Consider the following 26,403-nt stretch of genomic DNA (forward strand, 5'->3'; position numbering starts at 1 on the left):
TGTGACCCGAGCCCCTAGGCGCTTGCGCTAGACTAAAATAATAAAACAAGGTAGTAACAAGCATTACTACCTTGTTTATGCTAAATTGTACGATAAACCTTACTAGAACAAATAGTTGTGCTATTTATTAGCGTGTTGGTTTACCTGAATAGTTACCGCCTGCTACAGGAGGTGTATCAATTTTATGAGTAGTTTGGTGACATGCCCAACATACTGTCATGTTAGTGTATTTCTTAATAGCAGAACCACCAGCACTAACATCCTTCATGTATGCTTCAGCTTTTTCTTGTGTCCAACCAGTTCTCACATAATCAGCAACTGTTTTACCAGCCGTGTCTTTTAGAAGCGTAATATCTGTACCGTGAGCATAGTGACAGCTTGCACAGTTACGTCCAGCTTTGTAACTGTCTGTTGTATGAGTGTAATGGCCATCTGCACGTTGGTCTCCACTTGACTTCAAGTAGTCATCATGACATGTTGCACAGAAGTCAGAATATACGCGTTGTGGTACATCTTCGCGGTTTTCGTTTACAAATTTAGGGCCTTTAGATTGATAAATTTTTAGACCTGTAGGACCTGTGCTAGCATTGAAATCAGCAAAAGCAGGGTCTTCAACTAGTTCAAGATCAATCGCAACTGTTGAATAAGTTTTACCATTTACAGTTGTTTTTAATAAACGGTCATTTGTAGATCCGTGTGGATTGTGACAGCTAGAACATTGTAGTTCTTCTTCGTTTGCAGTTAAAGCACCAGGAGCTGAGCCAATTGCTACAGTACCTACATTGTGCATTGAAGCACTGTCATGAGTGCTGTTGAATACACCTGCTCCAGAGTTCTTTTCTACGTTGTAGAAGCCTAGAGTACCATCATGACATGTTAAGCATAAATCTGCTTCTGTTTCTTCAAACTTTAATAGTGTTGCACTGTCACCATTGTGAGTGCTGTGACAGTTACCACAAGAGTTTGTATTGTTTTGGAAGTTACCGTGTGTTCTGTGTGTAGCTACATTGCCATTGTTATCAACTGTACCTACATTAATCCCAGGCGCTGGGTTGCTTGGAGTTGGAACGAATGGTTCCTCAGCAGAAGCCATTGCTGCAAAAAAGCTTACAAGAATAAGCGTTAGTAGTGCAGTAAAGCTAATTTTTAACTTGCTCATTAAAAAAACCTCCCTATGTTTCTCTCTTTTTTCTCTGTCTCTTTTTTAAAAATCTAAGTAACTCTTAGTTTTTAGCATCACCTCCTTTAAGGAAGGACTATCTTCAAGGACATGCGGGGCCTCTTGGGCGTGAAAAAACGTCCTATATAATCCCTGTTTTCTTTACAAAATCTCAATTTTATTTAGGTATCCTATTATATTAAGATAACTAAATAAAATTATGATTTTCGTGAATAAAGCGCAATAAAAGCTTTATTAATCAACAATCAAATCCTATCAAACTCTCTTTTATTATATCAGCATAACCCAACTTCTTTTTGCCTCTAGTTGCATAGAATATTACAATTTGTAGGCAATTCATTGAATAGGATAGAAAGCAAGGTAATAAATTGTATTACTACCTTGCTTCTTTCTTACATTTAGGAGTTGAAAAATAGGAAACTATTTGTCGGCTCCTATCGGATGTTTGCCTTTTCGTTGAATGTAGGAACATATGTGTTATATCTTGAGCTCCATACATAGTTCCAATATTCACCAGTACCAGCTAATGAATCTCCACTTTGTGCTGGCATTGGAGTATCAAGCGGATGACTTGAAGTGTGGCAAGTCCAACATACAGACATGTTAGTGTATTTCTTAAGTGCAGAACCACCGGCACTTACATCTTTCATGTAATTAGTTGCCGCTTCTTCTGTCCAACCTTTTCCGCCGTCTGCAACTGGTTTCATATAATCCGCAATAGTTTTACCTGCTGCATCCTTTAGAAGCGTAATATCAGTACCATGAGCATAGTGACAGCTTGCGCAGTTACGTCCAGCTGAAGAGCTGTTTGTAGTATGCGAATAATGACCTAGCGCAGTTTCCTTTCCGCTACCAGTATCATACGTGTCATGACAAGTAGCACAGAAGTTAGCGTAGTTTACTTTATCAGTGCTACCTGCAGGTCCAACTGATTTTGTAATCTTTAAGCCAGAATTTGTTGAGCTGCTGTTGATAGCTTCAAAAGCAGGATCTTCAGTTAATTGTAATTTGATTGGTGTAGTTGTATAAGTTACACCTGCAACAGTTGTTTTTAATAGACGATCGTTTGTAGATCCGTGAGGATTGTGACAGCTAGAGCACTGTAACTCCTCTGTTGATTTGTTGTCTAATGCACCAGGAGCTGAACCAATTTCTACTGTTCCAACATTGTGCATAGAAGCACTTTCATGAGTTGTGTTGAAAGTACCTGCGCCTGAACCTTGACCTAATACGTTATAGAAACCTAAAGTACCGTCATGGCATGTTAAACACATATCAGCTTCAGTTTCTTCAAACTTTAATAGTGTTGCACTATCTCCGTTGTGGGTGCTGTGACAGTTACCACAAGAGTTTGTATTGTTTTGGAAATTACCGNCAATTTCTACTGTTCCAACATTGTGCATAGAAGCACTTTCATGAGTTGTGTTGAAAGTACCTGCGCCTGAACCTTGACCTAATACGTTATAGAAACCTAAAGTACCGTCATGGCATGTTAAACACATATCAGCTTCAGTTTCTTCAAACTTTAATAGTGTTGCACTATCTCCGTTGTGGGTGCTGTGACAGTTACCACAAGAGTTTGTATTGTTTTGGAAATTACCGTGTGTTTTGTGTTGGTTAACTTGACCGTTGTTATCGATCGTTCCAACATTTATTCCAGGAGCCGGGTTACTTGGTGTTGGTGTAAACTCCTCAGCAGAAGCCATTAATGCAAAGAAGCTTACAAGGATAAGCGTCATAAGTGCAGTAAAGCTAAGTTTTAACTTACTCATTTCATAAAAACCTCCCTAAAATTCTCTCTGTTTTCTCTCTTTAATCTCTCTTTATTCTCTAAATTTTAGATAGCACTTGTTTTCGGCATCACCACCTTTAAGGAAAGAGTTTGAATTACTATCCGTGCAAGGAAAAAGCAGGATTACACTAGGGAGTTATGCAACGCTCTACTTGATCCATACTTTTTGGTCATATTAGCTTTATTTAGTTATCTAATTATTTTAGGTAATTAAATAAAGCTATTATTAGAAAAATCATCATAGCTAGAAAACAAGGTAGTAATGTTATTACTACCTTGTTTCATTTAAAGAGCTAACAAATAGTTAAACTATTTATTATTTAATATTAGATTTTTCGTTAAATGTTGGAGTCCAGCCGTGTCTTGAACTCCATACCCAGTTCCAAAGTTCACCAGTTCCTGCAACAGGATCTCCTACTTGTTCTGGCATTGGAACTAACACATCGTAAAGTTTCTCTTTTTCAGCTTGTGGAACTTCAATATGGCCAACAAGACCTTCATTGTGGCTAGATGTGTGGCATGTATAACATACAGCCATGTTAGTGTACTTCTTAAGTGAAGAACCACCAACACTGATGTCTTTCATGTATTCTTTAGCAACAGCTTCAGTCCAGCCTTCGCCGCCTTCTTCAACTGGCTTCATGTAATCTGCAATTGTTTTACCGGCAACATCTTTAAGAAGTCTAATGTCAGTACCGTGAGCGTAGTGACAGCTAGCACAGCTACGTCCAGCCGAAGAGCTGTTTGTAGTATGTGAGTAATGGCCAAGCGCAGTTTGCGATCCACTTCCAGTATCATAAGTGTCATGACAAGTAGCACAGAAATTAGCATATGTTACTTTATCAGTACTTCCTAAAGGACCTTTTGAAGTTGTAATCTTTAATCCAGAATTTGTAGAGCTGCTGTTGATATCTTCAAAAGCAGGATCTGGAGTTAAATCCAATTTAATTGGTGTTGTTGAATATGTAACACCAGCAACAGTTGTTTTTAATAAACGGTCATTTGTAGAACCGTGTGGATTGTGACAGCTAGAGCATTGTAATTCGTCTGTATTAGTTGCGGCATCAAGCGCACCAGGTGCTGAACCAATTGCTACTGTACCAACATCGTGCATGGAAGCACTTTCATGAGTTTCATTGAATGTACCTGCACCTGAACCAGTACCTAATACGTTATAGAAACCTAAAGTACCATCATGGCATGTTAAACACATATCGGCTTCAGTTTCTTCAAACTTTAATAGTGTTGCACTGTCACCATTGTGAGTGCTGTGACAGTTACCACAAGAGTTTGTATTGTTTTGGAAGTTACCGTGTGTTTTGTGTTGATTCACTTCACCATTGTTATCGATTGTACCAACATTAATCCCTGGTGCTGGATTGCTTGGAGTTGGAACGAATTCCTCAGCTGAAGCCATCATTGCAAAGAAGCTTACAAGGATCAACGTCATTAGTGCTGTAAAGCTAAGTTTTAACTTGCTCATTTCAAAATACCTCCCTATAATTCTCTCTTTTTCTCTCTTTTTCTCTCTTTTTTCTTTAAAAATCCTGGTAGCGCAAGTTTTCTGCATCACCTCCTTAAAGGAAAAATAAGCGTTATGTCTAGTAGTAGTTACACGGGAGGAATATAACGCCACACATAATCCTTTTATTAAAAAAATCTTATTTCCATTTAGGCATCCAATTATATTAAGATAACTAAATCGAAGTAAGATTTCTGGAGAAATACTATATTATCCAACAAACATATTTCGACTATTTCACCCTTTAAATATATCAATATAATCAAGTTTCGGTTTGTCTTTTTTTGCGAAAAATTTTACAATTTGTTGGCAAAGCAACATTTATACGATGTAAAACAAGGTAGTAATATATATTACTACCTTGTTCCATCCCAACATTGTTAAGAGCTAACAAATAGTAACCTATTTGTTGTCTAATTATCTAATGTTAGCCTTCTCATTGAATGTTGGGATATATTTGTTATATCTTGAGCTCCATACATAGTTCCAAAGTTCGCCAGTACCAGCATTTGGATCTCCAACTTGAGCTGGCATTGGAGTATCAAGCGGATGGCTTGAAGTGTGGCAAGTCCAGCATACAGACATGTTAGTGTATTTCTTAAGCGCAGAACCACCAGCACTTACGTCTTTCATGTAATTAATTGCTGTTTCTTCAGTCCAACCTTCTCCGCCGTCTGCAACTGATTTTGTGTAATCTGCAATTGTTTTACCTGCAGCATCTTTTAGAAGTGTAATATCAGTACCATGAGCATAGTGACAGCTTGCACAGTTACGTCCAGCTGAAGAGCTGTTTGTAGTATGCGAATAATGACCTAGTGCAGTTTCTTTTCCGCTGCCAGTATCATATGTGTCATGACAAGTAGAACAGAAGTTAGCGTAGTTTACTTTATCAGTGCTACCTGCAGGTCCAACTGATTTTGTAATCTTTAAGCCAGAATTTGTTGAGCTGCTGTTGATAGCTGCAAAAGCAGGATCTTCAGTTAACTGTAATTTGATTGGTGTTGTTGTATAAGTTACACCTGCAACAGTTGTTTTTAATAGACGATCGTTTGTAGATCCGTGAGGATTGTGACAGCTAGAGCACTGTAACTCCTCTGTTGATGTGTTGTCTAATGCACCAGGAGCCGAACCGATTTCTACTGTTCCAACATTGTGCATAGAAGCACTTTCATGAGTTGTGTTGAAAGTACCTGCGCCTGAACCTTGACCTAATACGTTATAGAAACCTAAAGTACCGTCATGGCATGTTAAACACATATCAGCTTCAGTTTCTTCAAACTTTAATAGTGTTGCACTATCTCCGTTGTGGGTGCTGTGACAGTTACCACAAGAGTTTGTATTGTTTTGGAAATTACCGTGTGTTTTGTGTTGGTTAACTTGACCGTTGTTATCGATCGTTCCAACATTTATTCCAGGAGCCGGGTTACTTGGTGTTGGTGTAAATTCTTCAGCTGAAGCCATTGCTGCAAAAATGCTCATCATAATAAGCATTACTAGCGCAGAAAAGCCAATCTTGACCTTACTCATTGATGAAACCTCCCTAATTATCTCTTCTTTTCTCTTTTAACTGGTCCTTTATTGTCTATATCAACCATATATACTACTTTTCTAACATCACCTCCTTAAAGGAAGGAAATCTATTAATAAAAGACAGAGACTCTTTGATTAATAGTGTCTGTTACAAAGATGGTTCCTCTTTCATCTACATAAAGGCCGTTTGGAAGATACAACTGATCATTATTTGATCCCATTCCACCTAGGACATTTTCTTGATTCCCGTCTTTGTCATATACATAAATATTGTGAGAAAGATTGTTTACGATATAAACGTTGCCTCTACCATCAACACCGATACCTCTTGGATTAACAAAGCTAGATTGCCCTTTGCCATCCTTCGAACCATTGATAATTTTTTCAAACTTTCCATCTTTATTGAAGACTTGTACACGGTTATTTCCGGAATCACTTACGTATACGTTTTGATCTTCATCGACTGCTACACTGTTTGGAGCAATAAATTGACCCTCACCTGTACCAGCTCCACCGATTTCAGCTACTTTTTCTCCATCAAGTCCAAACACAAAAACTTTATGTTTCTCAATATCTGTTACGTATATTTTGTTATCAACAATTCTTAATCCACCTGGTGCTTTAATTAGCGTTTCTTTACCTGTTTCTTTGAAATAGTGCTGGAATTCACCTTTAGAGTTAAAAACAGAGATTTTTCCATTATACATATCCGCTACATATACATTTCCTTGTTCATCGCCATCTATTCCATAAGGAAATTGAAACTCCCCTTCTTTTGTTCCTTTTTTACCAAACTTAGTTATTGGAGTTCCAGATTGGTCGAAAACTTGAATTTGCTTGTTACCAGTATCAGACACATAAATGTATTCGCCGACTTTCGCTACATCCATAGGTTTTTTAAGCGGTTCTTCAAATGTACCGAAAATCGTTGATCTGAATTCAACTTCTCCAGTCGGATTTGCAGATGCAACAATTGGCTTAACCTTAGCTTGTAGATCCAAGAAATAGATACCTGCATAAAGCGCTACTGTTAGTCCAACCACTGTGCTCATCCATATATATACTGTTTTCTTTTTCAATGGTGGTCATCTCCCTTTTTAAGCTATCCCATTCATTATTTTTTCGCCAATTTTTCTAATGCTTCTGCTGCTGGCTTGTACATAGGATCATAGCTCAATGCTTCCTTATAGAGCTTTTCAGCATCCTTGGATTTTCCTTGGTCTTCAGCTACCTTACCAATTTCAAAAATAATGTCAGTATTCGCTGGCATGATTTTATTTGCTTCCTCTAGGGCAACTAATGATTCGTCATATTTCTTTAATTGACGTAAAACCATACCTTTTAAAAGGAAACCTTTATAATCTCTTGGAGCCAGATCTGATGCTTTTTTCGCTTGCTTTAGAGCGTCGTTGTAGCGTTCTTGATCTGCGTAAACAAGGCCTAAGTTAAAATATGCTGAAACGTTTTCCTTGTCTAAATCAACCGCTAATAACAACTGTTTAACTGCTTCTTCATTTTTATCATTCAAGTGATAAGTATATCCAAGGTTGACCCGATTCATAGAATCATTTGGTTTCTTACTAACTTCGTTTTTATAGTATTCAAGCTGTTGAGCTAATCTTGTATCTTCTTGTTTCCATAGATATTTATCACTGATCAAATATCCCGCAACCAAGCTAATGATTAGCGTGGCAATTATCATCGAAATCCCTGTTAATTTTGAAAAGTGATTATTTTTCGATGGTGTTCCTTCATTTTTTTCCTGGTTATCTATTTTCGGGAGTTCTTGTGCTTGCATAAGTATCCTCCTCATATTCATGAGTTATTTTGTTATGAATCTGCCATAACTGAGCATTATGACAGATTCAATCTTTATTTTTATCCGCCAGTATATTTCAAACTACTTATGGCACCTCGTACACGATTTCTGAATATGACATTGGTAGCATGTTTTATCTGGCTTCTTTTGTGTTGCAGGTACTTTCACAGGATGCGATGTACGCCAAGTTTCTAAGTGGTCTTTTGAGTGACAAGTTGCGCAAACTACCTTGTTTTGCGACGTGCTTACCGTATTATCATTATCATGACAAACGGAACAGGTTTCTTTGTTTTTGGTAGCATAACTTCCATGATTACTTATTAAATCAGGTGTATGGCTGGCTGGCCGCTTGTTATGGCAGTCAACACAGAATGAATTTTCTTTTGAATAACTGATATGGCTCTTTTTCGAAGTTTGATTATCTTGACCTAGAAATTGATCAATTACAGATGGCTCTTCAAAGCCTTCCAACTTGTTTGTAGACATATCTTTGTGACACTTATGACACTGGGAAAGCTCAGTTTTTGCTAATTCGCCGTGTTTCCCATTCACAAACGATGCTTCCTTATGGCTTTCTGGTACCATTCCAGTTGAGTGACAGGCACTACATTCAATGGTTACATCTTTTGCTTTATGACACTCGATACAAGTATCCATGTTTGGCTTTACATACTTCATATCGCTCATTGCATTTGCGCCAATTGTCGAATTCCATTTTTCATAATCAGCTTTGAAAGTCATTTTTCGATCATCGATATTACCGTGTGCTGTACCAGCGTGACATTCCACACACTTAACATCATTCTCTTTGTGATTTACGTGATCAACAATGATATCCCCTGAAACTGAAAACTCACGTTTGAAAACATTGTGACATTTCTCACATGACTCATCAGGGACCTGATCGGGCATACGGATTGGAGCGATGTATTTGCCTGTTTGCTTTTTATAGACCTCAACTAAGCCATTCGCCTTCGCTTTTGCGTATTCTTCCACACCGGACTGAATGTGACATTGAACGCAATCCACTTCACTATGACTGGATGCTTCCCATGTATAAAACTCCGGTTTCATCTCGTGACAGGAGGAGCAGAACTCTGAACTTGATGTAGTTTCTACTCCAACGGCCCCGATTGAGAAGAAGACGACAATGAAAAACAGAGCTACTGTTAGATACTTATACAATTTGTAGCGATTCCTAGCAGGAGAGGTCTGTTTCATTTGTTCTTCTTCCATCTTTGAATCCTCCTGTTTTCATACATCGTTATTTAAAGCTACTTCTCACCTTTAAATCCAGTTCTGTGGCAGAATTCGCAATAAACATCGGTTGGGGCATCAGTAACTTCGCCTTCGTTAACCTTTGTTCGATCGTGACACACTAAGCAGTTTTCTTTATCTTGATTGGTTTGTGCCTTGCCGGCATGCTGTGTTAACCACGCATCGCTATCTCCATGACTTGTCGGACGTTCAGCGTGACATGCACTACAGAATTGATTTTTGCGAGAATCAGTTTTTACTACATTAATATTTTTTGTGTATTTCTCTTTCCCAGTACCGTTTAATAGTTCATTAATATCTTGTTTCGCAAACACTTTAATCCATTTTGAATCAGTATGACAGTTGATGCACTTATCAAACTCTTCTACTGCATTGCTACCATGATTTTGATTCCAATCTGCAGTTTGGTGAGTCTTAGGTGTATCAATTTCTGTATGACATGTTTTACATTCCATTGAAAGCTTAACTTCATCATTTGCTTGCTTACCAACTGCTTGAAGGATGATATCTTGAGTCTTTTTATGAGATTCCTTCACTTCGGCAGCTTCTGCCTTATGCTCTTCTTTCTTACCATGGTTGCTTTCTGGTAAGCTATAAGCGATATCCTCCCAAGGCTTTTTACCTTGATTTACTTGGTTGTGACAGTCAATACATGTTCCCATGTTTGGTGCCATGTACTCTTTGCCCATTAGCTTTTCAGCAACTTCAGGAGTCCATTTGTCTAAGTTTTCCTGTGTATTTAATCCGCGTTCAACCACTTTAGCATGTGCTACACCGCTGTGGCAGGTAATACAAGGAATTCCTTCATCAATATGTTCTTTGTGGTTTACCTTCAAATCTCCCGTTGCCGTTACTAGACGATTTTCCGAGTGACACTGTACACAGTTCACATTTTCAACTGCATCCGTTTGTGCAATTGGATCTGGTGGTCCTACAATATGGTAGTAAACTTCTTTTAAAGCATAGACTTTATGCACCATAGTATTTACCATACCTGGATTGACGTGACACTGAACGCAAGAAATTTCACTGTGAGCACTCGCTTCAAACGTGATATGCTCTGGCCCCATCTCATGACAAGCTTTACAAAACGATGGAGTCGATGTCGCTTCAATAGCTCCATACACTGTTCCTAACATCGCAATGAATACAAATAATGACGCAAATAGTAATTTCCAACGGTTAACTGGATTTTTCCAATCAGTTTCTTTGATCTTTCCTATTAACCTTTTAATCGCTCCAGGCTTTTTTTCGGCTGGATTACCTTCTGGGTTCTTTTTCTTTCTCCAAAAAGCCACTGATGTTCACCCTTTCTGCTGTTTATCTAGTTATTTTATCTATGGTTTTTACCTCTCTAATGGTAGTATCCATTATGTAAGCGATTTTTCCAAATGGACAATTTGTGAAAAAAACTGTTATTTAAATCGCTTTTAATTGACACTGCCGCCGCAGTAAAAAACATTAGGGTGATGAAAAACTATTAAATCAACATTCAGCAACTTTAGGAGATGATTAACAACTTGATAGTGTTGTTTACCCTTTTCGTATAAATTATATCGATAACATAAAGATAACCTAGCGAAAACACACAAAAAACACATAAAAATGGCAGATAGGAAACAAATATGTTTACACTGTGTGAACTTTGTTACAGAATTTCGAAAAACTCTTTATGTAGCTAATACTACGAATCCAATCTCTCAATTTATATTGAAATAATACTAAAAAAGGAAGGTGGCAATCCTTTTCATCAAGATTACCACCTTCATAACTTATTTAGCTCAATCGCATTAACTCTTAAACCACGGTTATTTTGTAAATATCTAAGTATAATTCAACTGATATTTCCAAATCCTCGAATCATTATTCTTTTTACTCGGAATAAGAATTCACAAACTTCTTATTATTTCGTGATCATCTGTCTTTCTAAGATGGACTACAGAGATTCACCTTTGAAGCCTGTTCTGTGACAGTATTGGCAGTACACTTCATTTTGAGCTTTTACGTTTTCTTCCTTACCTTTGTCCTTGGTGCTCTCTACGGTTTGATCTCTGTCGTGACAAACGAAGCACTTCGCTTTATCATCATCTGTACGCGCTTGATCTGCGTGGTTGCCTGTCATCCATGTGTAACTATCAAGGTGACTTTCAGGACGTTTTTCATGGCAAGAGCTACAATATTTATTTTCACGCGCTTCTTTTTTCACAACAGTAACGTTTGGTGAATATTTTTCTTTTTCAGCGCTACCATTTAATAGGCTCTCAATGCTTTGTTTACCAAGTACCTTAATCCATTTTGAATCACTGTGACAGTTAATACACTGGTCAAGCTCTTGGATTGCTGCGCCGCCGTGGTTTTGTCCCCAATCGCCATTAGCATGGTTAGTAGGCGTATCTACTTCTTTATGACAAAGGCTACATTCCTGCGTAAGCTTAACATCAGTTTTTTGTGCATTTACTTTCTTAAGGACGATTTGCTGTTGATCATCCTTTTTCTCTTTCTTTTCTTCAGCTTTAGCTACGTTTTCGTCTTTCTTTTTACCATGTCCCTCATTAGGATTTTCTGGTAAAGCGTAATTTGGATCTTTCCAAGGCTTTTTACCCTCGTTCACTTGCGTATGGCAGTCAATACATGTACCCATATTTGGATTCATGTTTTCTTTGCCCATCAATTTATCTGCGTTAGCCGTTGTCCATGAATCATATGTTGTGGAATCATTAATGCCACGCTCAACTACTTTTGCGTGAGCCACACCACTATGACATGTGATACATGAAATACCTTCTTTTATGTGGTCATTATGAGCAACAATCAGGTCTCCATTTGGTGAAACTTCGCGTTCCATAGAGTGACACTGCTGACAGTTCACATCCAATACCGCAACAGTTTGGACGATTGGATCTGGTGGTCCAACAATATGGTAATATACTTCTTTAAGTGATTCCATTTTATGAAGAACCATCTCAACATTACCTGGTGCTATATGACAGGATACACAAGTTTGTTCACTGTGCGCACTGTTTACGAAGGTAACGTGTTCAGGCGCCATCTCGTGACACATTTTACAGAAGGATGGATTATTCGTGTACGCAATTGCTCCACCAACAAAGCCAATTCCACCAATAAATACAAAAAGTAATATTACAACTAACTTCCAGCGATTGACTGGATTCTTCCAATCGATATTCTTAATTCTTCGCCACAATCCTGGTTTTTTACCCTCTGGATTATCCTCAGACGGACCCTTCTTTCCTTTTTTCCAAAAAGCCATTTTACTCACCCCTCTTAATAAAAAATATTATCTCTCTATAACAATAGTATCTTACAAGATATGGTTACATATCCAATGGATATTTTGTGAAAACTTTCTCAATTCAGATAATTACATTATATGCACATTAAATACGTTGCAAAAATAGGAATAATTTTGGATTCTCATAACCTTTCACTTTTCTCAAATGAAACATTGTCAGGTACTCTGTAGTTCTAAATGTGAAAAGAATTTGAATCTTAGGTCAAACAAAACAAGATTCATCTATTCTTTATACAATCAATGCAGTCGTTAAGTTGTCACCCTATTTCGGAAGTGATAATATTAGTAAGAAATTACTCGATTTATTTTGAGAGGATTTAGCTCACTTTAAGCGAATCCTACAATGAATAACGGTTTTATTGAATTGAATCGAATAAAGGAGCGTACTAAATGCTTGGAATTTTAAATAAAGTATTTGATCAGAACAAACGTGACCTAAAGCGTTTAACTAAAATGTCAGCAAAAATTGAAGAATTGGCTGGTGTAACTGAAAAACTGACAGACGACCAACTTCGAGAAAAGACAGCTGAATTTCAGGCGCGTTATCAAAAGGGTGAAACGGTAGATGATTTGCTTGTCGAAGCTTTTGCGGTTGTACGTGAGGCTGCCCGTCGAGTCCTAGGCTTATATCCGTATCCTGTACAGCTCATGGGGGGCATTGCGCTTCATGAAGGAAATATTTCCGAAATGAAGACAGGTGAAGGTAAAACATTAACAGCTACCATGCCAGTTTATTTAAATGCCTTAACTGGAAAAGGTGTTCACGTTGTTACTGTCAATGAATACTTAGCTAGTCGTGATGCGACAGAAATGGGAAAACTTTATGAGTTCCTAGGTTTAACTGTTGGATTGAATCTAAATGGAATGTCTAAAGAGGAAAAGCAAGAAGCATACGCTTGCGATATCACTTACGGAACGAATAATGAATACGGATTTGATTACTTGCGTGACAATATGGTGCTCTATACTGAGCAAAAGGTTCAGCGCCCGCTTCATTATGCTGTAATTGATGAGGTTGACTCCATCTTAATTGATGAAGCCCGGACTCCGTTAATTATTTCAGGATCGGCGCAAAAATCAACTGCTCTATATATTCAAGCAAACGCCTTTGTCCGCACTTTAAAAAATGAAGCCGACTATACTTATGATGAAAAAACAAAGGGTGTTATGCTAACCGAAGAAGGAATCACCAAGGCTGAAAAGGCATTTGGAATTGATAACTTATTTGATTATTCTCATGTAACTTTAAACCACCATATTAATCAAGCGTTAAAAGCAAATGTTAGCATGCATTTAGATGTTGATTACGTCGTGCAAGAAGGCGAAATCATCATTGTTGACCAGTTTACTGGCCGTTTAATGAAGGGACGCCGCTACAGTGAAGGATTGCACCAGGCAATCGAAGCGAAGGAAGGCTTGGAAATTCAAAACGAAAGCATGACGTTAGCAACAATTACCTTCCAAAACTATTTCCGGATGTACGAAAAGCTTTCTGGAATGACTGGTACTGCTAAAACGGAAGAAGAAGAATTCCGTAACATTTATAATATGAACGTTGTCGTGATTCCAACCAATCGTCCGATTATTCGTGATGATCGCCCAGATTTAATCTATGCTTCTATGACAGGTAAATTCAATGCGGTTGTTGAGGATATTGCCGAGCGTCACAAAAAAGGGCAGCCTGTTCTTGTTGGTACAGTAGCAATCGAAACATCTGAATTAATTTCACAACTGTTAACGAAAAAAGGCATTCGTCACAATGTCTTAAATGCGAAAAATCACGGACGTGAAGCAGAAATCATTGCAGAAGCTGGTCATAAAGGCTCGGTAACGATTGCAACTAACATGGCTGGACGCGGTACCGATATTAAGCTTGGTGAAGGCGTACTTGAGCTTGGCGGCCTAGCCGTTGTTGGTACTGAGCGCCATGAATCGCGCCGTATTGATAATCAGCTTCGCGGACGTTCTGGTCGTCAAGGAGACCCAGGTGTAACGCAATTTTATCTTTCGATGGAAGATGAACTGATGCGTCGCTTTGGTTCAGACAATATGAAAAATATGATGGCCAAGCTTGGAATGGATGATTCACAGCCAATTCAAAGCAAGATGGTTTCTCGTGCTGTCGAGTCTGCGCAAAAACGTGTTGAAGGAAACAACTTTGATGCCCGGAAGCAGCTATTGCAATACGATGATGTCCTACGTCAACAACGTGAAATTATTTATAAACAGCGTAATGATGTATTGGAATCTGAAAACCTTCGTGATATCGTCCAAAACATGATTATCGCCACTATTTCTCGAAATGTAGATGCCCATACTCCGGAAACAGAAGATGAAGAAGCTTGGAACCTACAAGGTATTGTGGACTACTGTCATGCGAACTTGCTACGTGAGGGAGACATTACTGTAGCTGACTTACAAGGCAAAGATCCACAAGAGATGAAAGATACTATTTTTGAAAAAATCAAGCTGCGTTACGCTGAAAAAGAAGAGATGCTTTCAGTGGAACAAATGCGTGAATTCGAAAAAGTTATCGTGCTTCGCGCGGTTGACTCTAAATGGATGGACCACATCGATGCGATGGATCAGCTTCGTCAAGGAATCCATCTTCGTGCATATGGACAAATCAATCCATTAAACGAGTATCAAAAAGAAGGCTTTGCGATGTTCGAGGCAATGGTTGAGTCTATCGAAGAAGAAGCCGCTAAGTACATTATGAAGGCTGAAATTCGCAACAATCTTCAACGACAAGAGGTAGCACAAGGCCATGCCGTTAATCCTAAGGAGGATGGCGAGGCAGTTAAGAAAAAACCTGTCGTGAAGAAAAACACGATTGGCCGCAACGACCCATGTCATTGTGGAAGCGGGAAAAAATATAAAAACTGTCATGGTAAGTTTGAGTAATAGGTTTGGAAATTTTAGAAGCGGACTGTTCGGATAATCTCCCTACAGTCCGTTTTTTTGTTTAATTTTTGCCATTAGTGCCCTATTTTTGATGGAGACCTGAAAATAGGGTACTTATGTGGTCCATAAGTACCCTAATTAGTGTTACCCCGATGAATTGAGGGCACTTAGCCCACATATAAGTACACTATTTTCATTGTATATCCAAAAAGAGGACACTTATGATCTTGAATGAAAATTTCTAATTGAAATACACTATGAGGAAATGACGTTAGTAATGGAATACAGGAGCGTGATTTCATGGATACTGGATTATTACTGGAATATGGGTGGGTTTTATTAGTGCTAATCGGCCTTGAAGGCATATTAGCTGCAGATAATGCTTTAGTCATCGCTATCATGGTAAAGCATTTACCGCCAGTAACAAGAAAGAAAGCCCTATTTTACGGCTTGGCCGGGGCTTTCGTGTTTCGCTTTTTGTCGCTGTTTATCATATCTTTTCTTGCCGATGTGTGGCAGGTTCAGGCAATTGGAGCTGTTTATTTAATCTTCATCTCCGTGAATCATGTGGTGAAACGCTTTGTCCTAAGACAGGAAAAGTCTGAAAAAAACGCCAAACCGGTGAAAGAAAGTAGTTTCTGGATGACAGTTCTTAAGGTGGAATTAGCTGATTTGGCCTTTGCGGTTGATTCGATTTTAGCAGCAGTAGCTCTTGCTGTGGCATTACCAGCATCAGGACTACCTAATATTGGTGGACTGGACGGTGGCCAATTTTTAGTTATTTTTGCCGGAGGGGTCATTGGGTTGGTCATCATGCGATTTGCCGCAACCTTTTTCACAAAATTGCTCCATACTCGCCCTGGGTTGGAGACAGCAGCATTTCTAATTGTAGGCTGGGTGGGAGTAAAGTTAGCTGTCTATACTTTAGCTCATCCCGATATCGGAATGCTTGAGGAAAGCTTTCCAAAAAACCCGGCATGGAAGCTTAGTTTTTGGTTAGTCCTCTTATTAATTGCCATTGGTGGCTGGTTTTTATCTTCAGGGAAAAATGCACCAGCACTTGAGGGCCATTAATTATATTAGGATAGTTATTTCGAGCAAGTTATTTTCCACTACTGAAGTTTTATTTGCCGTTTCAGGCTGTTTATTTGCCGATTTTTAGTTTTATTTGCCAATTCCAGCTGTTTATTTGCCGATTTCGAGTTTTATTTGCCGTTTCAGCTGTTTTATTTGCCGATTACACAATTTGGACACAAATGCGAGTCAAACTCCACCCTCTTCTACCGCCCAAATTCATTAATACATTTCTAGCATTTGATGTTTTTGGGCATATTCGAGCCAATCGCGTTTATTGGTAGTGCCAAGCTTCTTACTGATGCTTCTTCGGTGGTTTTCAACTGTACGAATACTAATATTCATCGTTGCAGCTATATCCTTTTGGGTATAGCCTTTTAGCGTTAAGATAAAGGTTTCCTGTTCGCGCGGTGAAAATGGTGTTTCCCAAGCATCCGCTTCGACCTTTTTACCCCAAACCTGTTCATTGGCCACCTTTTTGCCATGGAGAATCTGTTCAATTGACTTTATAATCGCATCACTTTTTTGATTTTTCACAAGAAATCCATCTGCACCAAGGTCAAAAGCTTTCTTTTGATAAGCAATTTCATCATACATTGAAAAAACGATAATTTTGCCCTTCGGCACAAGCTTTCTCATTTCAGGCAACGCCAAAAACCCATCAAGTCCGTTTGGCATTGAAAGGTCCATTAACACTAAGTCCACATCGAAATTTGTTGCTTTTTGAATCGCCTCACGACCATCAGCCGCAAATAAAATAGACTCTATCGGAAATGCATCCTTAAGCAACAATGCCATGCCATCGCGAACAATTTCATGATCATCAACGATTAATACATTCATGCTTTTTTCCTCCTCCTCTGAGGTTTTTGAACAGAACCTATCTTTCTTTTATTAAAAATCATTCCTTACTTACTGCTCTTTATCGTAATATATCCTTCCACTCTGTTTGCTCCGTTATCTTTGCTGATCCATTTAATATCACCGTTCAGCATGTTTACTCTTTCCTTCATATGTTTTATCCCTAGTCCAGTTCCAGTAAGTTTTTTGAAGTTAAAACTCAAGCCGTTATTCGAGATTTGGAAATAGACTTCTTCATCTACCTTAAAAATATCGATGATAATAGCGGTAGCCTTTCCATGTCGGACAGCATTATTTACCGCCTCCTGAATGATGCGATACAGGTGTAAACCCTCGTCGTTATCAAACTTCAGGTCGTTTGGTAAATGAATATTTAAGGAGCATTGGATGTTATAAAGGGAGCACCAATCTTCAACCGAAGATCGCAAAGCTGATTCAAACCCCAAATTGTCATAAAGCTGCGGGCGTAATTCTTTTGTTAAACGTTTCAAGCACTGAAGTGTGTCCTCCATTACGACATTCATTTTCTCTAGTCGCTCTGCATATTCCGGACTATCGACGTGACGTTTGATTCCATCAAGCCCCAAATAGATGCTATAGACGCTTTGACCAATATGATCATGAAGTTCTCTTGCAATCCGTTTGCGTTCGCTTTCCTGAGCGAGCATCGTTTCGTGAATCAGCAGTTCCTGGGTTTTTACCTTTTCGACTTGATTCATTAAACTCGGATTCCGAATGATAAGCACTCTGTAATTTCCACCATCCATTTCGATTTTATTCATCGACATCTCAAAATCCGTTTCCGTATCAACGTAATTTGGCATATGAGAACGGAAACTTGGCAGAGCATTATCATTGGCGAGAATACAGCGCTCTTCATGCTCTGATACTTCACGAAGCTGGCAGTAGCTACAGTATGGTACCGATTCGCCAATTTTCCATCCAGTGATTTGATAGGCCTTTTTATTTATGTATTGTACTGTTCGATACTCATCCATGATGACAATTCCTTCAGCACACTCTTCAACAACCTTTTTAAAATGTTCATCTCTCACAAATATCACCATCCTAAAAAGACATAAATTTCCGATGTCACAACTATGTCACACTTTATTCACAACTTCAACTAAACAACGTTTACATAGGGGTAATAACGCATGGGGAATTTCTGCTTCAGTTATTAAAATTAGGATTAAGTTGAGGGGGCCACTTAACTTAAATATACACCTAAACTTTTGGCCAAGCGAAATATAATACTTATTTTTATGGAGGGATATAAATGGATGAGGTATTGTTGTTGAGCAGACTTCAGTTTGCAATCACAGTTATCTACCACTTCTTATTTGTACCGTTAACAATTGGATTAGTCATTTTAGTGGCAGTAATGGAGACAAAGTATGCTCGGACACTTGATCCACTATACCGCAGGATGGCAAATTTCTGGGGTAAATTGTTTACGATTAACTTTGTCTTAGGGATTGTCACTGGGATCACGATGGAATTCCAATTCGGAACAAACTGGTCCGAATACTCAAAGTACATGGGAGACATTTTCGGTTCTCCACTTGCAATTGAAGCATTAGTTGCCTTCTTCTTGGAATCTACGTTTATTGGAATTTGGATTTTTGGTAAAGATAAGGTTTCTCCAAAAATGAGAGCCTTCTCGATGTGGATGGTTGCGATTGGTACAAATATTTCAGCACTTTGGATTATTACCGCTAATGGCTTTATGCAAAATCCAGTCGGATATGTAATCCGAAACGGAAGAGCAGAATTGCAGGATTTCTTGGCTCTAGTTACCAATCCTTATGCTTGGCATATGTTTTTCCATACTGTAGTAGGTAGTTATATCGTTGGTTCATTCTTTGTAATGGCGATCAGCGCATACCATTTATTACGTAAAAACGAAGTACCATTTTTCAAAAAATCATTCAAATTTGCACTCATTCTAGGTTTAATCGCTGCAACTGCAACACCATTTATCGGTCATAAGAGTGGTACATTTGCTGCAGAAAAGCAACCAGCAAAGGCTGCAGCATTAGAAGCTGTTTGGGAAACTGAAAAGGGCGCACCTTTCCATCTTCTCCAAATTCCTGACCCTGAAAATGAGAAAAACAGCATTGAATGGTTAACCATTCCTAAACTAGGAAGCTTTATGTACACAGAAAGCTTTGATGGTGAAATTACAGGTTTAAAAGATATCCCAGAAGATGAAAGACCGAATGTAAATATGGTATTTTACAGTTTCAGAATTATGGTAGCACTCGGGATTTATTTCATGGCATTAACATGGTATGGAGTGTACTTATATAAAAAAGGTAAACTAGAAAACTCCAAAAAGTTCTTGAAAACCGTGCTATATTCAATGCTCCTCCCTTATGTAGCGATTAATGCTGGATGGGTGGTTGCTGAGGTTGGGCGTCAACCATGGGCTGTATATGGATTAATGAAAACGGAGGATGCCGTGTCACCAATCGCACTTTCACAAATTATCTTCTCAATTGGCGGACTCGTCTTGTTCTACACTGTGCTCATTATTGCGGATGTGTACTTGTTAAAGAAATACGCAAAACACGGACCAGCTCCTGAACTACAATCTGAGGAGGTTGTAACACATGTCTCATGATTTATTGGCAGTCATTTGGTTTGGCTTATGGGGATTGATTTGGACCGTCTATTTTGTTCTCGATGGATATGCACTTGGAACTGGAATGCTATTCCCGTTTATTACGAAAAATCGCCAGGAGCGCAATCAACTCCAAGAAGCAATCGGGCCATTTTGGGGAGGGAATGAGGTTTGGCTGATTACAGCGGGCGGTGCAACTTTTGCCGCCTTCCCGGAAGTATACGCCAACATGTTCAGTTATCTATATACACCATTTATGTTAATCTTATTTGCTTTATTTTTCCGAGCAGCCGGGCTAGAATTCATGCATAAAGACGATTCCCCTTTATGGCAAAAAAGCTGGAAATGGGCATTCTTTGTTGGAAGCTTTCTAGTCGCACTGCTGATCGGCGTCGCCTTTACAAATCTATATTACGGTCTATTGATCGGAGCCGATGGCTATGAAGGTAACCTATTATCATTATTGCATCCATACGGCATTTTAGGTGGGCTACTGTTTATTACGATGTTTATCGTGTCTGGGTCGCTTTGGCTTAGCTTAAAAGTCACAGGAATTGTAAAATCACGCGCGTTAGCGATTGCTAAAAAGGCAAGTGTTGTGAATATTTTACTGTTAGCTATTTTCCTATTAGCTACCAATAATCGCACTAATTTATTTGTTAATTTCGTCGAGCAGCCGCTATACTGGCTTGTTCCATCATTATCAGTTGTGTTTGCACTGCTAGTGTTCCCACTCATTTCGAAAAATCGAAACGGATTTGCGTTCGCATCACTTTCACTGTCAATCGCAACGCTTTCAGCAACCGGCTTTATCGGCTTGTTCCCGAATATGCTGCCTTCACGACTCGATGAAAGCTTTAGCACAACGCTTTATGCCGCTGCTGGTAGCGAACTAAACTTAAAAATCATGCTGATTGTCGCACTCATCTTTGTCCCAATCGTCATCGGCTATCAAATTTGGAGCTACACCGTATTTAAAGACAAAATCACAAAAGAAACCGCACAAGGATATCATTAACACTTTAACGCAGTGGGGGACTGTCCCCCACTGCGTTAATGTTATACCGTGTTAAAGGCAATAATTACGGAAGAAACAGTGAACGGCTCTATATGATATTGTTGTTGCACTGCTTACTGAGTGGGGGGAATGTCCCTCACTCAGTTTTTTGTTGTGGTGGTGTGTGCGGGTATGCGTGTGTGCGGCAAGGGGATTTGGAATGAGGGAGATAAGAGTCCTATTTTTCTGCCTTCCGTGAAACTAGGGTAGTTAGCCTTAAGAATATAGTTTAAGTACCCTAGTTTTCTGTCTTCCGTAAAACTAGGGTAGTTAGAGACCGTTTAAGTACCCTAGTTTCTGTACGCCTGTGAAACTAGGGTAGTTAGAGACCATTTAAGTACCCTAGTTTCTGTACACCTGTGAAACTAGGGTAGTTAGCCGTAAGAATATAGTTTAAGTACCCTAGTTTTTCTGTCTCCCGTAAAACTAGGGTACTTAGAGACCATTTAAGTACCCTAGTTTCTGTACACCTGTGAAACTAGGGCAGTTAGCCTTAAGAATATAGTTTAAGTACCCTAGTTTTCTGTCTCCCGTGAAACTAGGGTAGTTAGAGAGCGTTTAACTACCCTACTTTTCTACACACTCATGAAACTAGGGTACTTAGAGGTCTTATAAGCGTCCTATTTCTCTGCCTCCCGAAAAATTAGGGTAGTTAATACGAAAAATGGTGTTGCCTCACCCTCTCCTCCCGCCTACCTTAACTAATTAAGCACGCAAAAAAGAGACTCAAACACTTTTGAGTCTCTCGTCACCATTTACTATTAGTGCTTTGGCGGGAATAATGCTGCCTTTGCGATTTTAATATTTAAATAGACAAATCGAAGGAATTGGTAGCTATAGCATCGTCTAGCAAAAATTGTTCTCTTTGTCGGTTTCATTTCTTTACATAGTTCCATATCATTCACTCCTCAAATATTATTCAGGGATTACACTCCAACCTGGATTACCTTTCATTTTGTAAATGAACATGGTGTGCAGTGTACGCTTAATCCAAGCACCAGCAAGACCAACTTCCATGTCAGTAATTTTTAAATCACGACCAGTTTCTGGATAGCGCTCGAAATCAGGAACAACAGGATACATCACAATTGATGCCGCCGCACCGTTGGCAATTGATTTACCAATTGACGCGATACAAGCGCCTGGCATTGCTGCCATTGATTCGTGATGAGATGGTTTCTTACCATTAATCATATCGACGACATTTAACGCCGCAATTTTACCGATGATACCAGACGCCATACCAGTACGCGGTGCTGTTGCCGTAATCACAGTCCCATTTTTCGTCACATGCGGCTTAGAAATTGTACCTGGTGTCGCAAAAGCGATACCTGCCGCATAAATATTTTCATAGATTGGAGATTGATAAGTTGAAGGCCAATCAGAAGCCTTCAAGTCGTCCCATTTTTTACCGTATACGCCATCAACAAGGGTGAATCCACCAGGATTCGTCATTTTTGACGTAATATCATTGCCATCGCGGTCAACGTATTTAATTTTTGTACCAAGGAATTGAGGAATCAGCATAGCAAAATCAAACTCTGTTTCGCCTTTTTCCCCTTCATAATTTTCCCAGTAAGCTTTACCCTTCTCTACCTTTTGCACAGCTGTTTGTACTTGATAGTAGATTTCCTGCTCAGAAAACAATGATTTCATAAATGCTTCTGATTGCATGATATAGCCGTACTTAGAAGCTTGAAGTCCACCAACACCAAAATCACCTAGTTTAGGCTCGTTTGAAATCCACATGATTTTAGCTTTATCACGTAAACCACGCTTTTTAAGATCATTGTGGATATTAGTAATATATTCAAGTGCTGCTCCTTGACAAGTAGCTTGACCATGACCAGTACCAATAAGAAGTTTCACGTGCTCTCCATTTTCCATGCGCTTGACTTGTTCCAAATACGCATCGCGTGCCATTTTAGCATGGTGAATATTACAGATAGAATGAGAATTACCTGCATCTGGTCCAAGTCCTTCAGTTCCTTCAAAATTAAGATGTGGACCTGTTGCGTTAATAAGGTAATCATAAATGACTTTTTTCTTTTCGCCGTCTTTTGATTCTACTAATACAAATTGTTCCTCTGGGTGAATTTCTCTTGCCCAAGCTTGAATGAAGTTAATTTTATGTTTCTTTAGTACTGGTTCAAGCTCAAACATCGTTTTTTCTGGTTCCATTGCTCCAATCCCAACCCATACTAGAGATGGAATGTAAGTAAATCTAGGCCATGGATTAATAACAGTAATTTCGTGTTCTCGACCCAATTTCTTTCTTAAATAAAGTGCAGCTGTTTGTCCTGAAAATCCCGCACCAATTACAACTACATTGGCCATGAAAATTTCCCCTTTCATTATTAAATACCATTATGGGTATATAGGTGTATAAAAAATTTTTGATTGCCTTCTATCTATCTATTGGTCTTTCTAGTTCTAAGATACCATGTTTTTATTAATATAAAAGTGGTTAACTCGCAAATAGGGGTTAAACCCTAAATAGAATTTCTTTCGTGAAAAAATCGTGAATAACTATTGAAAATTTTGTTAAGGACATTGTAGAATGATGGTACAAAATACCCATAAGGGTATCAAACAAAGGGGGATTAATTTGAGAAAAAATTTAGGGGAAAATTATAATCCATTATATTTTCTGTCGGCATTAGGAAGTGGTGGATTAGGTATTTCATTTTTTATGTATTTAATGTTTATGGTAAAGCATCCAGGCAGACCAATGGCCAACTTCGAACATGTATATCCTGTTTTAACAGGAGATTTCTCGTTCTTACAAATTACTGTAGCGATCGCTTTAATCGGTATTTTATTTTTCAGCATTAAACATTTCCAATTGTTGTTTTGGAATATTAGCGAATTCAAGCTTTATAAACAAACAGCTGCTTATGCCAAATTAAAGAAATCAAACGCTGAGGTTACTTTAATGGCCATTCCGCTAACATTAGGAATGACCGTAAATGCAGTCTTTATTTTAGCAGGCGTCTTTATTCCTAATCTTTGGGATATCGTTGAGTATCTATTCCCATTTTCGTTACTTGCCTATGGTGCTGTCGGAGTTTATGCATTGGTTATTTTCAAAGGCTACTTTACACGGTTCCTGATTCATGGAGACTTCGATTATGCAAGCAATAGCAACCTAAGCCAAATGCTTGGTGTATTTGCCTTTTCAATGGTAGCCGTAGGCTTTGCGGCACCTGCAGCAATGAGTCATACCCTTATCGTATCGGCAATTGGAACTGTGTTAGCCGTCTTTTTCGGTAGTGTTGCCGTATTACTTCTAATAGTAACAATGGTTCTAGGTTTCAAATCAATGTTGAAACAAGGAATTGATAAAGCAGGTAGCCCATCAATTTGGATGATCATTCCAATCCTAACCTTACTAGGTATTACTGTTGTTCGACTTTATTCAGGCATCAACCACAATATTCTTCATGTCGCAGAACCAGCAGCTATTCATTTATTCATTCCATTAACTGTGTTCGTATCAATTCAAGTACTGTTTGGTTTCCTAGGTTACAGCGTGTTGAAAAAGCTTAATTATTTTCAGGATATGATTCATGGTTCCGAAAAAAGCCCAGGAAGCTTCTCATTAATTTGTCCTGGAGTTGCCTTCTTCGTACTTGGCATGTTCTTCGTCCACTGGGGCTTTGTGAAAACAGGTATCATTACCCAATTCTCAGCTACTTACTTTGCTGTACTCTTACCGTTCATTATCGTTCAAATGATTTCGGTTAAAACGATCTTAAAGTTAAACAAAAAATTATTAAGCGCATCTGGAAATCCTTCAGTTTCCACTAAAGCAATGTAAGAACACGCATGTAGGAAAACGCCAGCTTCAATAAATGAGGCTGGCGTTTTTTATTTGGCTGATTTGTTTTTTTAGCGGACACTGAATACCTTATTTTCATTCAAAATTCTTCATTTGCGAGGTTTACGGACACTAGGAACCTTATTTGGTCAAAAACCTAAAAGTTTGACCACTTTTTGGGCAAATAACGGCTTCTATGTCCGATTACGCCTCAAAAATGCTTGTTTTATTACAAATAACGGATTGGATGTCCGCTATCGGATGATGCCGGTGATTAAGCGGACACTGAATACCTTATATGTAGTCAAATGCTTTGATATAAAAATTTTGCGGACACTAGGGTCCTTATTTGGTCAAAAATCTAAAAGTTTCAACGCATTTTGGGCAAATAGCGGCTTTTATGTCCGATTACGCTTCGAAAATGAATGTTTTAGCAAAAATAACGGATTGGATGTCCGCAAAACTTGGGCAAAAATTAAGCCAAGAACACGGCCCCGTAAACTAGCGCGCCTGCAATGACTATAGCGGGATGAACCTTCAGTTTTTCCATTAATACAAAACTCAGCGCTGCAAGAAAGAGGGTTTGAATCCAGCCTGAGCTATCATACGCCGAGAAAAACATTTCATACGTCATAATTCCTAATAAAACAGCAATTACCGGACGCACAAACATCGTCATTCTTTGAACTTGCGGTGAGTTCTTGAACTTCATTAATAAACTCAGTAGCGCAATCATCAAGATAAGCGACGGTGCTACAGTTGCAAATACAGCCACAATCGAACCTAGCACACCCGCAACGTCATAGCCGATATAACCAGCCATTTTGGTGGCAATCGGCCCCGGCAGCGAGTTCCCTAACGCAAGCACTTCACTAAATTCACTCACGGTCAGCCAATGATTGCGGTCAACCACCTCTGCCTCAATGAGTGGTATTGACGCTGGACCACCGCCATAGCCTAGGATTCCAGGAAGGAAGAAAGCCCAAAATATATTAATATAGATCATTTGCTGTGCACCTTCTTCATTGTATCGGTAGGGGCTTTTTTATTTTTATAAACGAGCGCGCCGAATAATAACGCAAAAATTATGATTGCTGGATGCAGACCTATTACCTGTAGGAGAATTGTACTGACTACAATAAAGCCCATTGTCCAGCCCCAACCTAGCTTCGATTTGGAAGACTTCTTCACAAAATCCCATGTTAATGTCGCTAGCATCACGGCGACGACTGGTACTACTGCTTTCGACATCCCACTAACCCATGGTCGATCCTTATAGGCATTGAGTACAGTTAATAATAAAATCATTAAAATAATACTTGGAACCATTGTGGCAAATAGCGCGTTAATCATACCGAAAACGCCGCCAACACGAAAGCCAATATAACCTGACATTTTCGTGTTTATCGGGCCTGGCAGTGCGTTCCCAAGCGCCAAGACATCGCTAAATTCATCAGAACTCATCCATTTATATCGTTCTACAACTTCCTTATGTACAAGCGGAATAGAGGATGGTCCCCCTCCGTACCCAAGTATTCCCACTCTAAAAAAAGCTAAAAATATGTCTACTTGCTTCATAATAGCTTACTCATCCCTTCTTTTCCTTGGCGGGAATTCTGTGTTGCTT

19 protein-coding genes are annotated in these 26,403 nt (G+C 38.9%); 5 read left to right on the forward strand and 14 right to left on the reverse strand.

The window, feature by feature from the left end:
* Positions 1–127 precede the first annotated feature (127 nt).
* From FXW34_RS11345 to FXW34_RS11385, 9 genes are all read right to left on the reverse strand, one after another.
* Positions 128–1,159 carry a cytochrome c3 family protein gene (locus tag FXW34_RS11345; protein WP_147534107.1) on the reverse strand — a complete coding sequence of 344 codons (1,032 nt, stop codon included), beginning with the start codon at positions 1,157–1,159 and terminating at the stop codon, positions 128–130.
* Between the two features lie 455 nt (positions 1,160–1,614).
* Positions 1,615–2,952, reverse strand: coding sequence for a cytochrome c3 family protein (locus FXW34_RS11350; RefSeq protein WP_147534108.1), 1,338 nt, complete (start codon positions 2,950–2,952; stop codon positions 1,615–1,617).
* 336 nt (positions 2,953–3,288) lie between these two features.
* Positions 3,289–4,455: a cytochrome c3 family protein gene (locus FXW34_RS11355; protein WP_187118918.1), complete on the reverse strand. Its 1,167-nt coding sequence runs from the start codon at positions 4,453–4,455 to the stop codon at positions 3,289–3,291.
* Positions 4,456–4,911: 456 nt separating this feature from the next.
* A complete protein-coding gene (locus FXW34_RS11360) occupies positions 4,912–6,021 on the reverse strand; it encodes a cytochrome c3 family protein (RefSeq protein WP_147534110.1) in 1,110 nt (369 codons plus the stop codon).
* Between the two features lie 113 nt (positions 6,022–6,134).
* Complete coding sequence (locus FXW34_RS11365) at positions 6,135–7,103, reverse strand: 6-bladed beta-propeller (RefSeq protein ID WP_147534111.1); 969 nt, start codon at positions 7,101–7,103, stop codon at positions 6,135–6,137.
* 35 nt (positions 7,104–7,138) lie between these two features.
* Positions 7,139–7,822 carry a tetratricopeptide repeat protein gene (locus FXW34_RS11370; RefSeq protein ID WP_147534112.1) on the reverse strand — a complete coding sequence of 228 codons (684 nt, stop codon included), beginning with the start codon at positions 7,820–7,822 and terminating at the stop codon, positions 7,139–7,141.
* 102 nt (positions 7,823–7,924) lie between these two features.
* A complete protein-coding gene (locus FXW34_RS11375; RefSeq protein WP_147534113.1) occupies positions 7,925–9,079 on the reverse strand; it encodes a cytochrome c3 family protein in 1,155 nt (384 codons plus the stop codon).
* A gap of 38 nt (positions 9,080–9,117) precedes the next feature.
* Complete coding sequence (locus FXW34_RS11380) at positions 9,118–10,419, reverse strand: cytochrome c3 family protein (RefSeq protein WP_147534114.1); 1,302 nt, start codon at positions 10,417–10,419, stop codon at positions 9,118–9,120.
* A gap of 638 nt (positions 10,420–11,057) precedes the next feature.
* Positions 11,058–12,392, reverse strand: a complete 1,335-nt coding sequence (locus FXW34_RS11385) for a NapC/NirT family cytochrome c (protein WP_147534115.1) — start codon at positions 12,390–12,392, stop codon at positions 11,058–11,060.
* A gap of 432 nt (positions 12,393–12,824) precedes the next feature.
* Between FXW34_RS11385 and secA the strand changes: the two genes are divergently transcribed.
* Together secA and FXW34_RS11395 are read left to right on the forward strand one after the other, a co-directional pair.
* Positions 12,825–15,338: a preprotein translocase subunit SecA gene (secA, locus tag FXW34_RS11390; protein ID WP_147534116.1), complete on the forward strand. Its 2,514-nt coding sequence runs from the start codon at positions 12,825–12,827 to the stop codon at positions 15,336–15,338.
* Between the two features lie 300 nt (positions 15,339–15,638).
* Positions 15,639–16,412, forward strand: a complete 774-nt coding sequence (locus FXW34_RS11395) for a TerC family protein (RefSeq protein ID WP_147534117.1) — start codon at positions 15,639–15,641, stop codon at positions 16,410–16,412.
* Between the two features lie 222 nt (positions 16,413–16,634).
* On the opposite strand, the gene FXW34_RS11400 is transcribed toward FXW34_RS11395, so the two are convergent.
* A complete protein-coding gene (locus FXW34_RS11400; protein ID WP_147534118.1) occupies positions 16,635–17,255 on the reverse strand; it encodes a response regulator transcription factor in 621 nt (206 codons plus the stop codon).
* 65 nt (positions 17,256–17,320) lie between these two features.
* Positions 17,321–18,328 carry a sensor histidine kinase gene (locus FXW34_RS11405; protein ID WP_187118919.1) on the reverse strand — a complete coding sequence of 336 codons (1,008 nt, stop codon included), beginning with the start codon at positions 18,326–18,328 and terminating at the stop codon, positions 17,321–17,323.
* A gap of 224 nt (positions 18,329–18,552) precedes the next feature.
* Between FXW34_RS11405 and FXW34_RS11410 the strand changes: the two genes are divergently transcribed.
* Together FXW34_RS11410 and cydB are read left to right on the forward strand one after the other, a co-directional pair.
* Positions 18,553–19,899: a cytochrome ubiquinol oxidase subunit I gene (locus FXW34_RS11410; protein ID WP_147534120.1), complete on the forward strand. Its 1,347-nt coding sequence runs from the start codon at positions 18,553–18,555 to the stop codon at positions 19,897–19,899.
* A complete protein-coding gene (gene cydB / locus FXW34_RS11415) occupies positions 19,889–20,917 on the forward strand; it encodes a cytochrome d ubiquinol oxidase subunit II (RefSeq protein WP_147534121.1) in 1,029 nt (342 codons plus the stop codon). The genes FXW34_RS11410 and cydB overlap by 11 nt, the downstream gene beginning before the upstream one ends.
* A gap of 954 nt (positions 20,918–21,871) precedes the next feature.
* On the opposite strand, the gene FXW34_RS11420 is transcribed toward cydB, so the two are convergent.
* Positions 21,872–23,293, reverse strand: a complete 1,422-nt coding sequence (locus FXW34_RS11420; protein WP_147534122.1) for an NAD(P)/FAD-dependent oxidoreductase — start codon at positions 23,291–23,293, stop codon at positions 21,872–21,874.
* A gap of 271 nt (positions 23,294–23,564) precedes the next feature.
* On the opposite strand from FXW34_RS11420, the gene FXW34_RS11425 reads away from it, so the two are divergent.
* Positions 23,565–24,776: a TsoY family (seleno)protein gene (locus tag FXW34_RS11425; protein ID WP_222705325.1), complete on the forward strand. Its 1,212-nt coding sequence runs from the start codon at positions 23,565–23,567 to the stop codon at positions 24,774–24,776.
* 475 nt (positions 24,777–25,251) lie between these two features.
* Here FXW34_RS11425 and FXW34_RS11430 read toward each other — a convergent pair whose 3' ends face one another.
* Both FXW34_RS11430 and FXW34_RS11435 read right to left on the reverse strand, forming a co-directional pair.
* Complete coding sequence (locus FXW34_RS11430) at positions 25,252–25,782, reverse strand: chromate transporter (protein ID WP_147534123.1); 531 nt, start codon at positions 25,780–25,782, stop codon at positions 25,252–25,254.
* Entirely contained in the window at positions 25,779–26,354 is a 576-nt protein-coding gene (locus FXW34_RS11435) for a chromate transporter (RefSeq protein ID WP_147534124.1), read from the reverse strand. The genes FXW34_RS11430 and FXW34_RS11435 overlap by 4 nt, the downstream gene beginning before the upstream one ends.
* Positions 26,355–26,403 lie beyond the last annotated feature (49 nt).

It is taken from the genome of Bacillus marasmi (assembly GCF_902168435.1).
GTDB classification, from domain to species: domain Bacteria; phylum Bacillota; class Bacilli; order Bacillales; family Cytobacillaceae; genus Bacillus_BU; species Bacillus_BU marasmi.

What these genes read in the sequence shown, in the direction of transcription:
- FXW34_RS11345 (WP_147534107.1), bottom strand. Translation starts at nt 1,159, where the DNA reads ATGAGCAAGTTAAAAATTAGCTTTACTGCACTACTAACGCTTATTCTT.
- FXW34_RS11355 (WP_187118918.1), bottom strand. Translation starts at nt 4,455, where the DNA reads ATGAGCAAGTTAAAACTTAGCTTTACAGCACTAATGACGTTGATCCTT.
- FXW34_RS11360 (WP_147534110.1), bottom strand. Translation starts at nt 6,021, where the DNA reads ATGAGTAAGGTCAAGATTGGCTTTTCTGCGCTAGTAATGCTTATTATG.
- FXW34_RS11370 (WP_147534112.1), bottom strand. Translation starts at nt 7,822, where the DNA reads ATGCAAGCACAAGAACTCCCGAAAATAGATAACCAGGAAAAAAATGAA.
- FXW34_RS11375 (WP_147534113.1), bottom strand. Translation starts at nt 9,079, where the DNA reads ATGGAAGAAGAACAAATGAAACAGACCTCTCCTGCTAGGAATCGCTAC.
- FXW34_RS11385 (WP_147534115.1), bottom strand. Translation starts at nt 12,392, where the DNA reads ATGGCTTTTTGGAAAAAAGGAAAGAAGGGTCCGTCTGAGGATAATCCA.
- secA (WP_147534116.1), top strand. Translation starts at nt 12,825, where the DNA reads ATGCTTGGAATTTTAAATAAAGTATTTGATCAGAACAAACGTGACCTA.
- FXW34_RS11395 (WP_147534117.1), top strand. Translation starts at nt 15,639, where the DNA reads ATGGATACTGGATTATTACTGGAATATGGGTGGGTTTTATTAGTGCTA.
- FXW34_RS11400 (WP_147534118.1), bottom strand. Translation starts at nt 17,255, where the DNA reads ATGAATGTATTAATCGTTGATGATCATGAAATTGTTCGCGATGGCATG.
- FXW34_RS11410 (WP_147534120.1), top strand. Translation starts at nt 18,553, where the DNA reads ATGGATGAGGTATTGTTGTTGAGCAGACTTCAGTTTGCAATCACAGTT.
- cydB (WP_147534121.1), top strand. Translation starts at nt 19,889, where the DNA reads ATGTCTCATGATTTATTGGCAGTCATTTGGTTTGGCTTATGGGGATTG.
- FXW34_RS11420 (WP_147534122.1), bottom strand. Translation starts at nt 23,293, where the DNA reads ATGGCCAATGTAGTTGTAATTGGTGCGGGATTTTCAGGACAAACAGCT.
- FXW34_RS11430 (WP_147534123.1), bottom strand. Translation starts at nt 25,782, where the DNA reads ATGATCTATATTAATATATTTTGGGCTTTCTTCCTTCCTGGAATCCTA.
- FXW34_RS11435 (WP_147534124.1), bottom strand. Translation starts at nt 26,354, where the DNA reads ATGAAGCAAGTAGACATATTTTTAGCTTTTTTTAGAGTGGGAATACTT.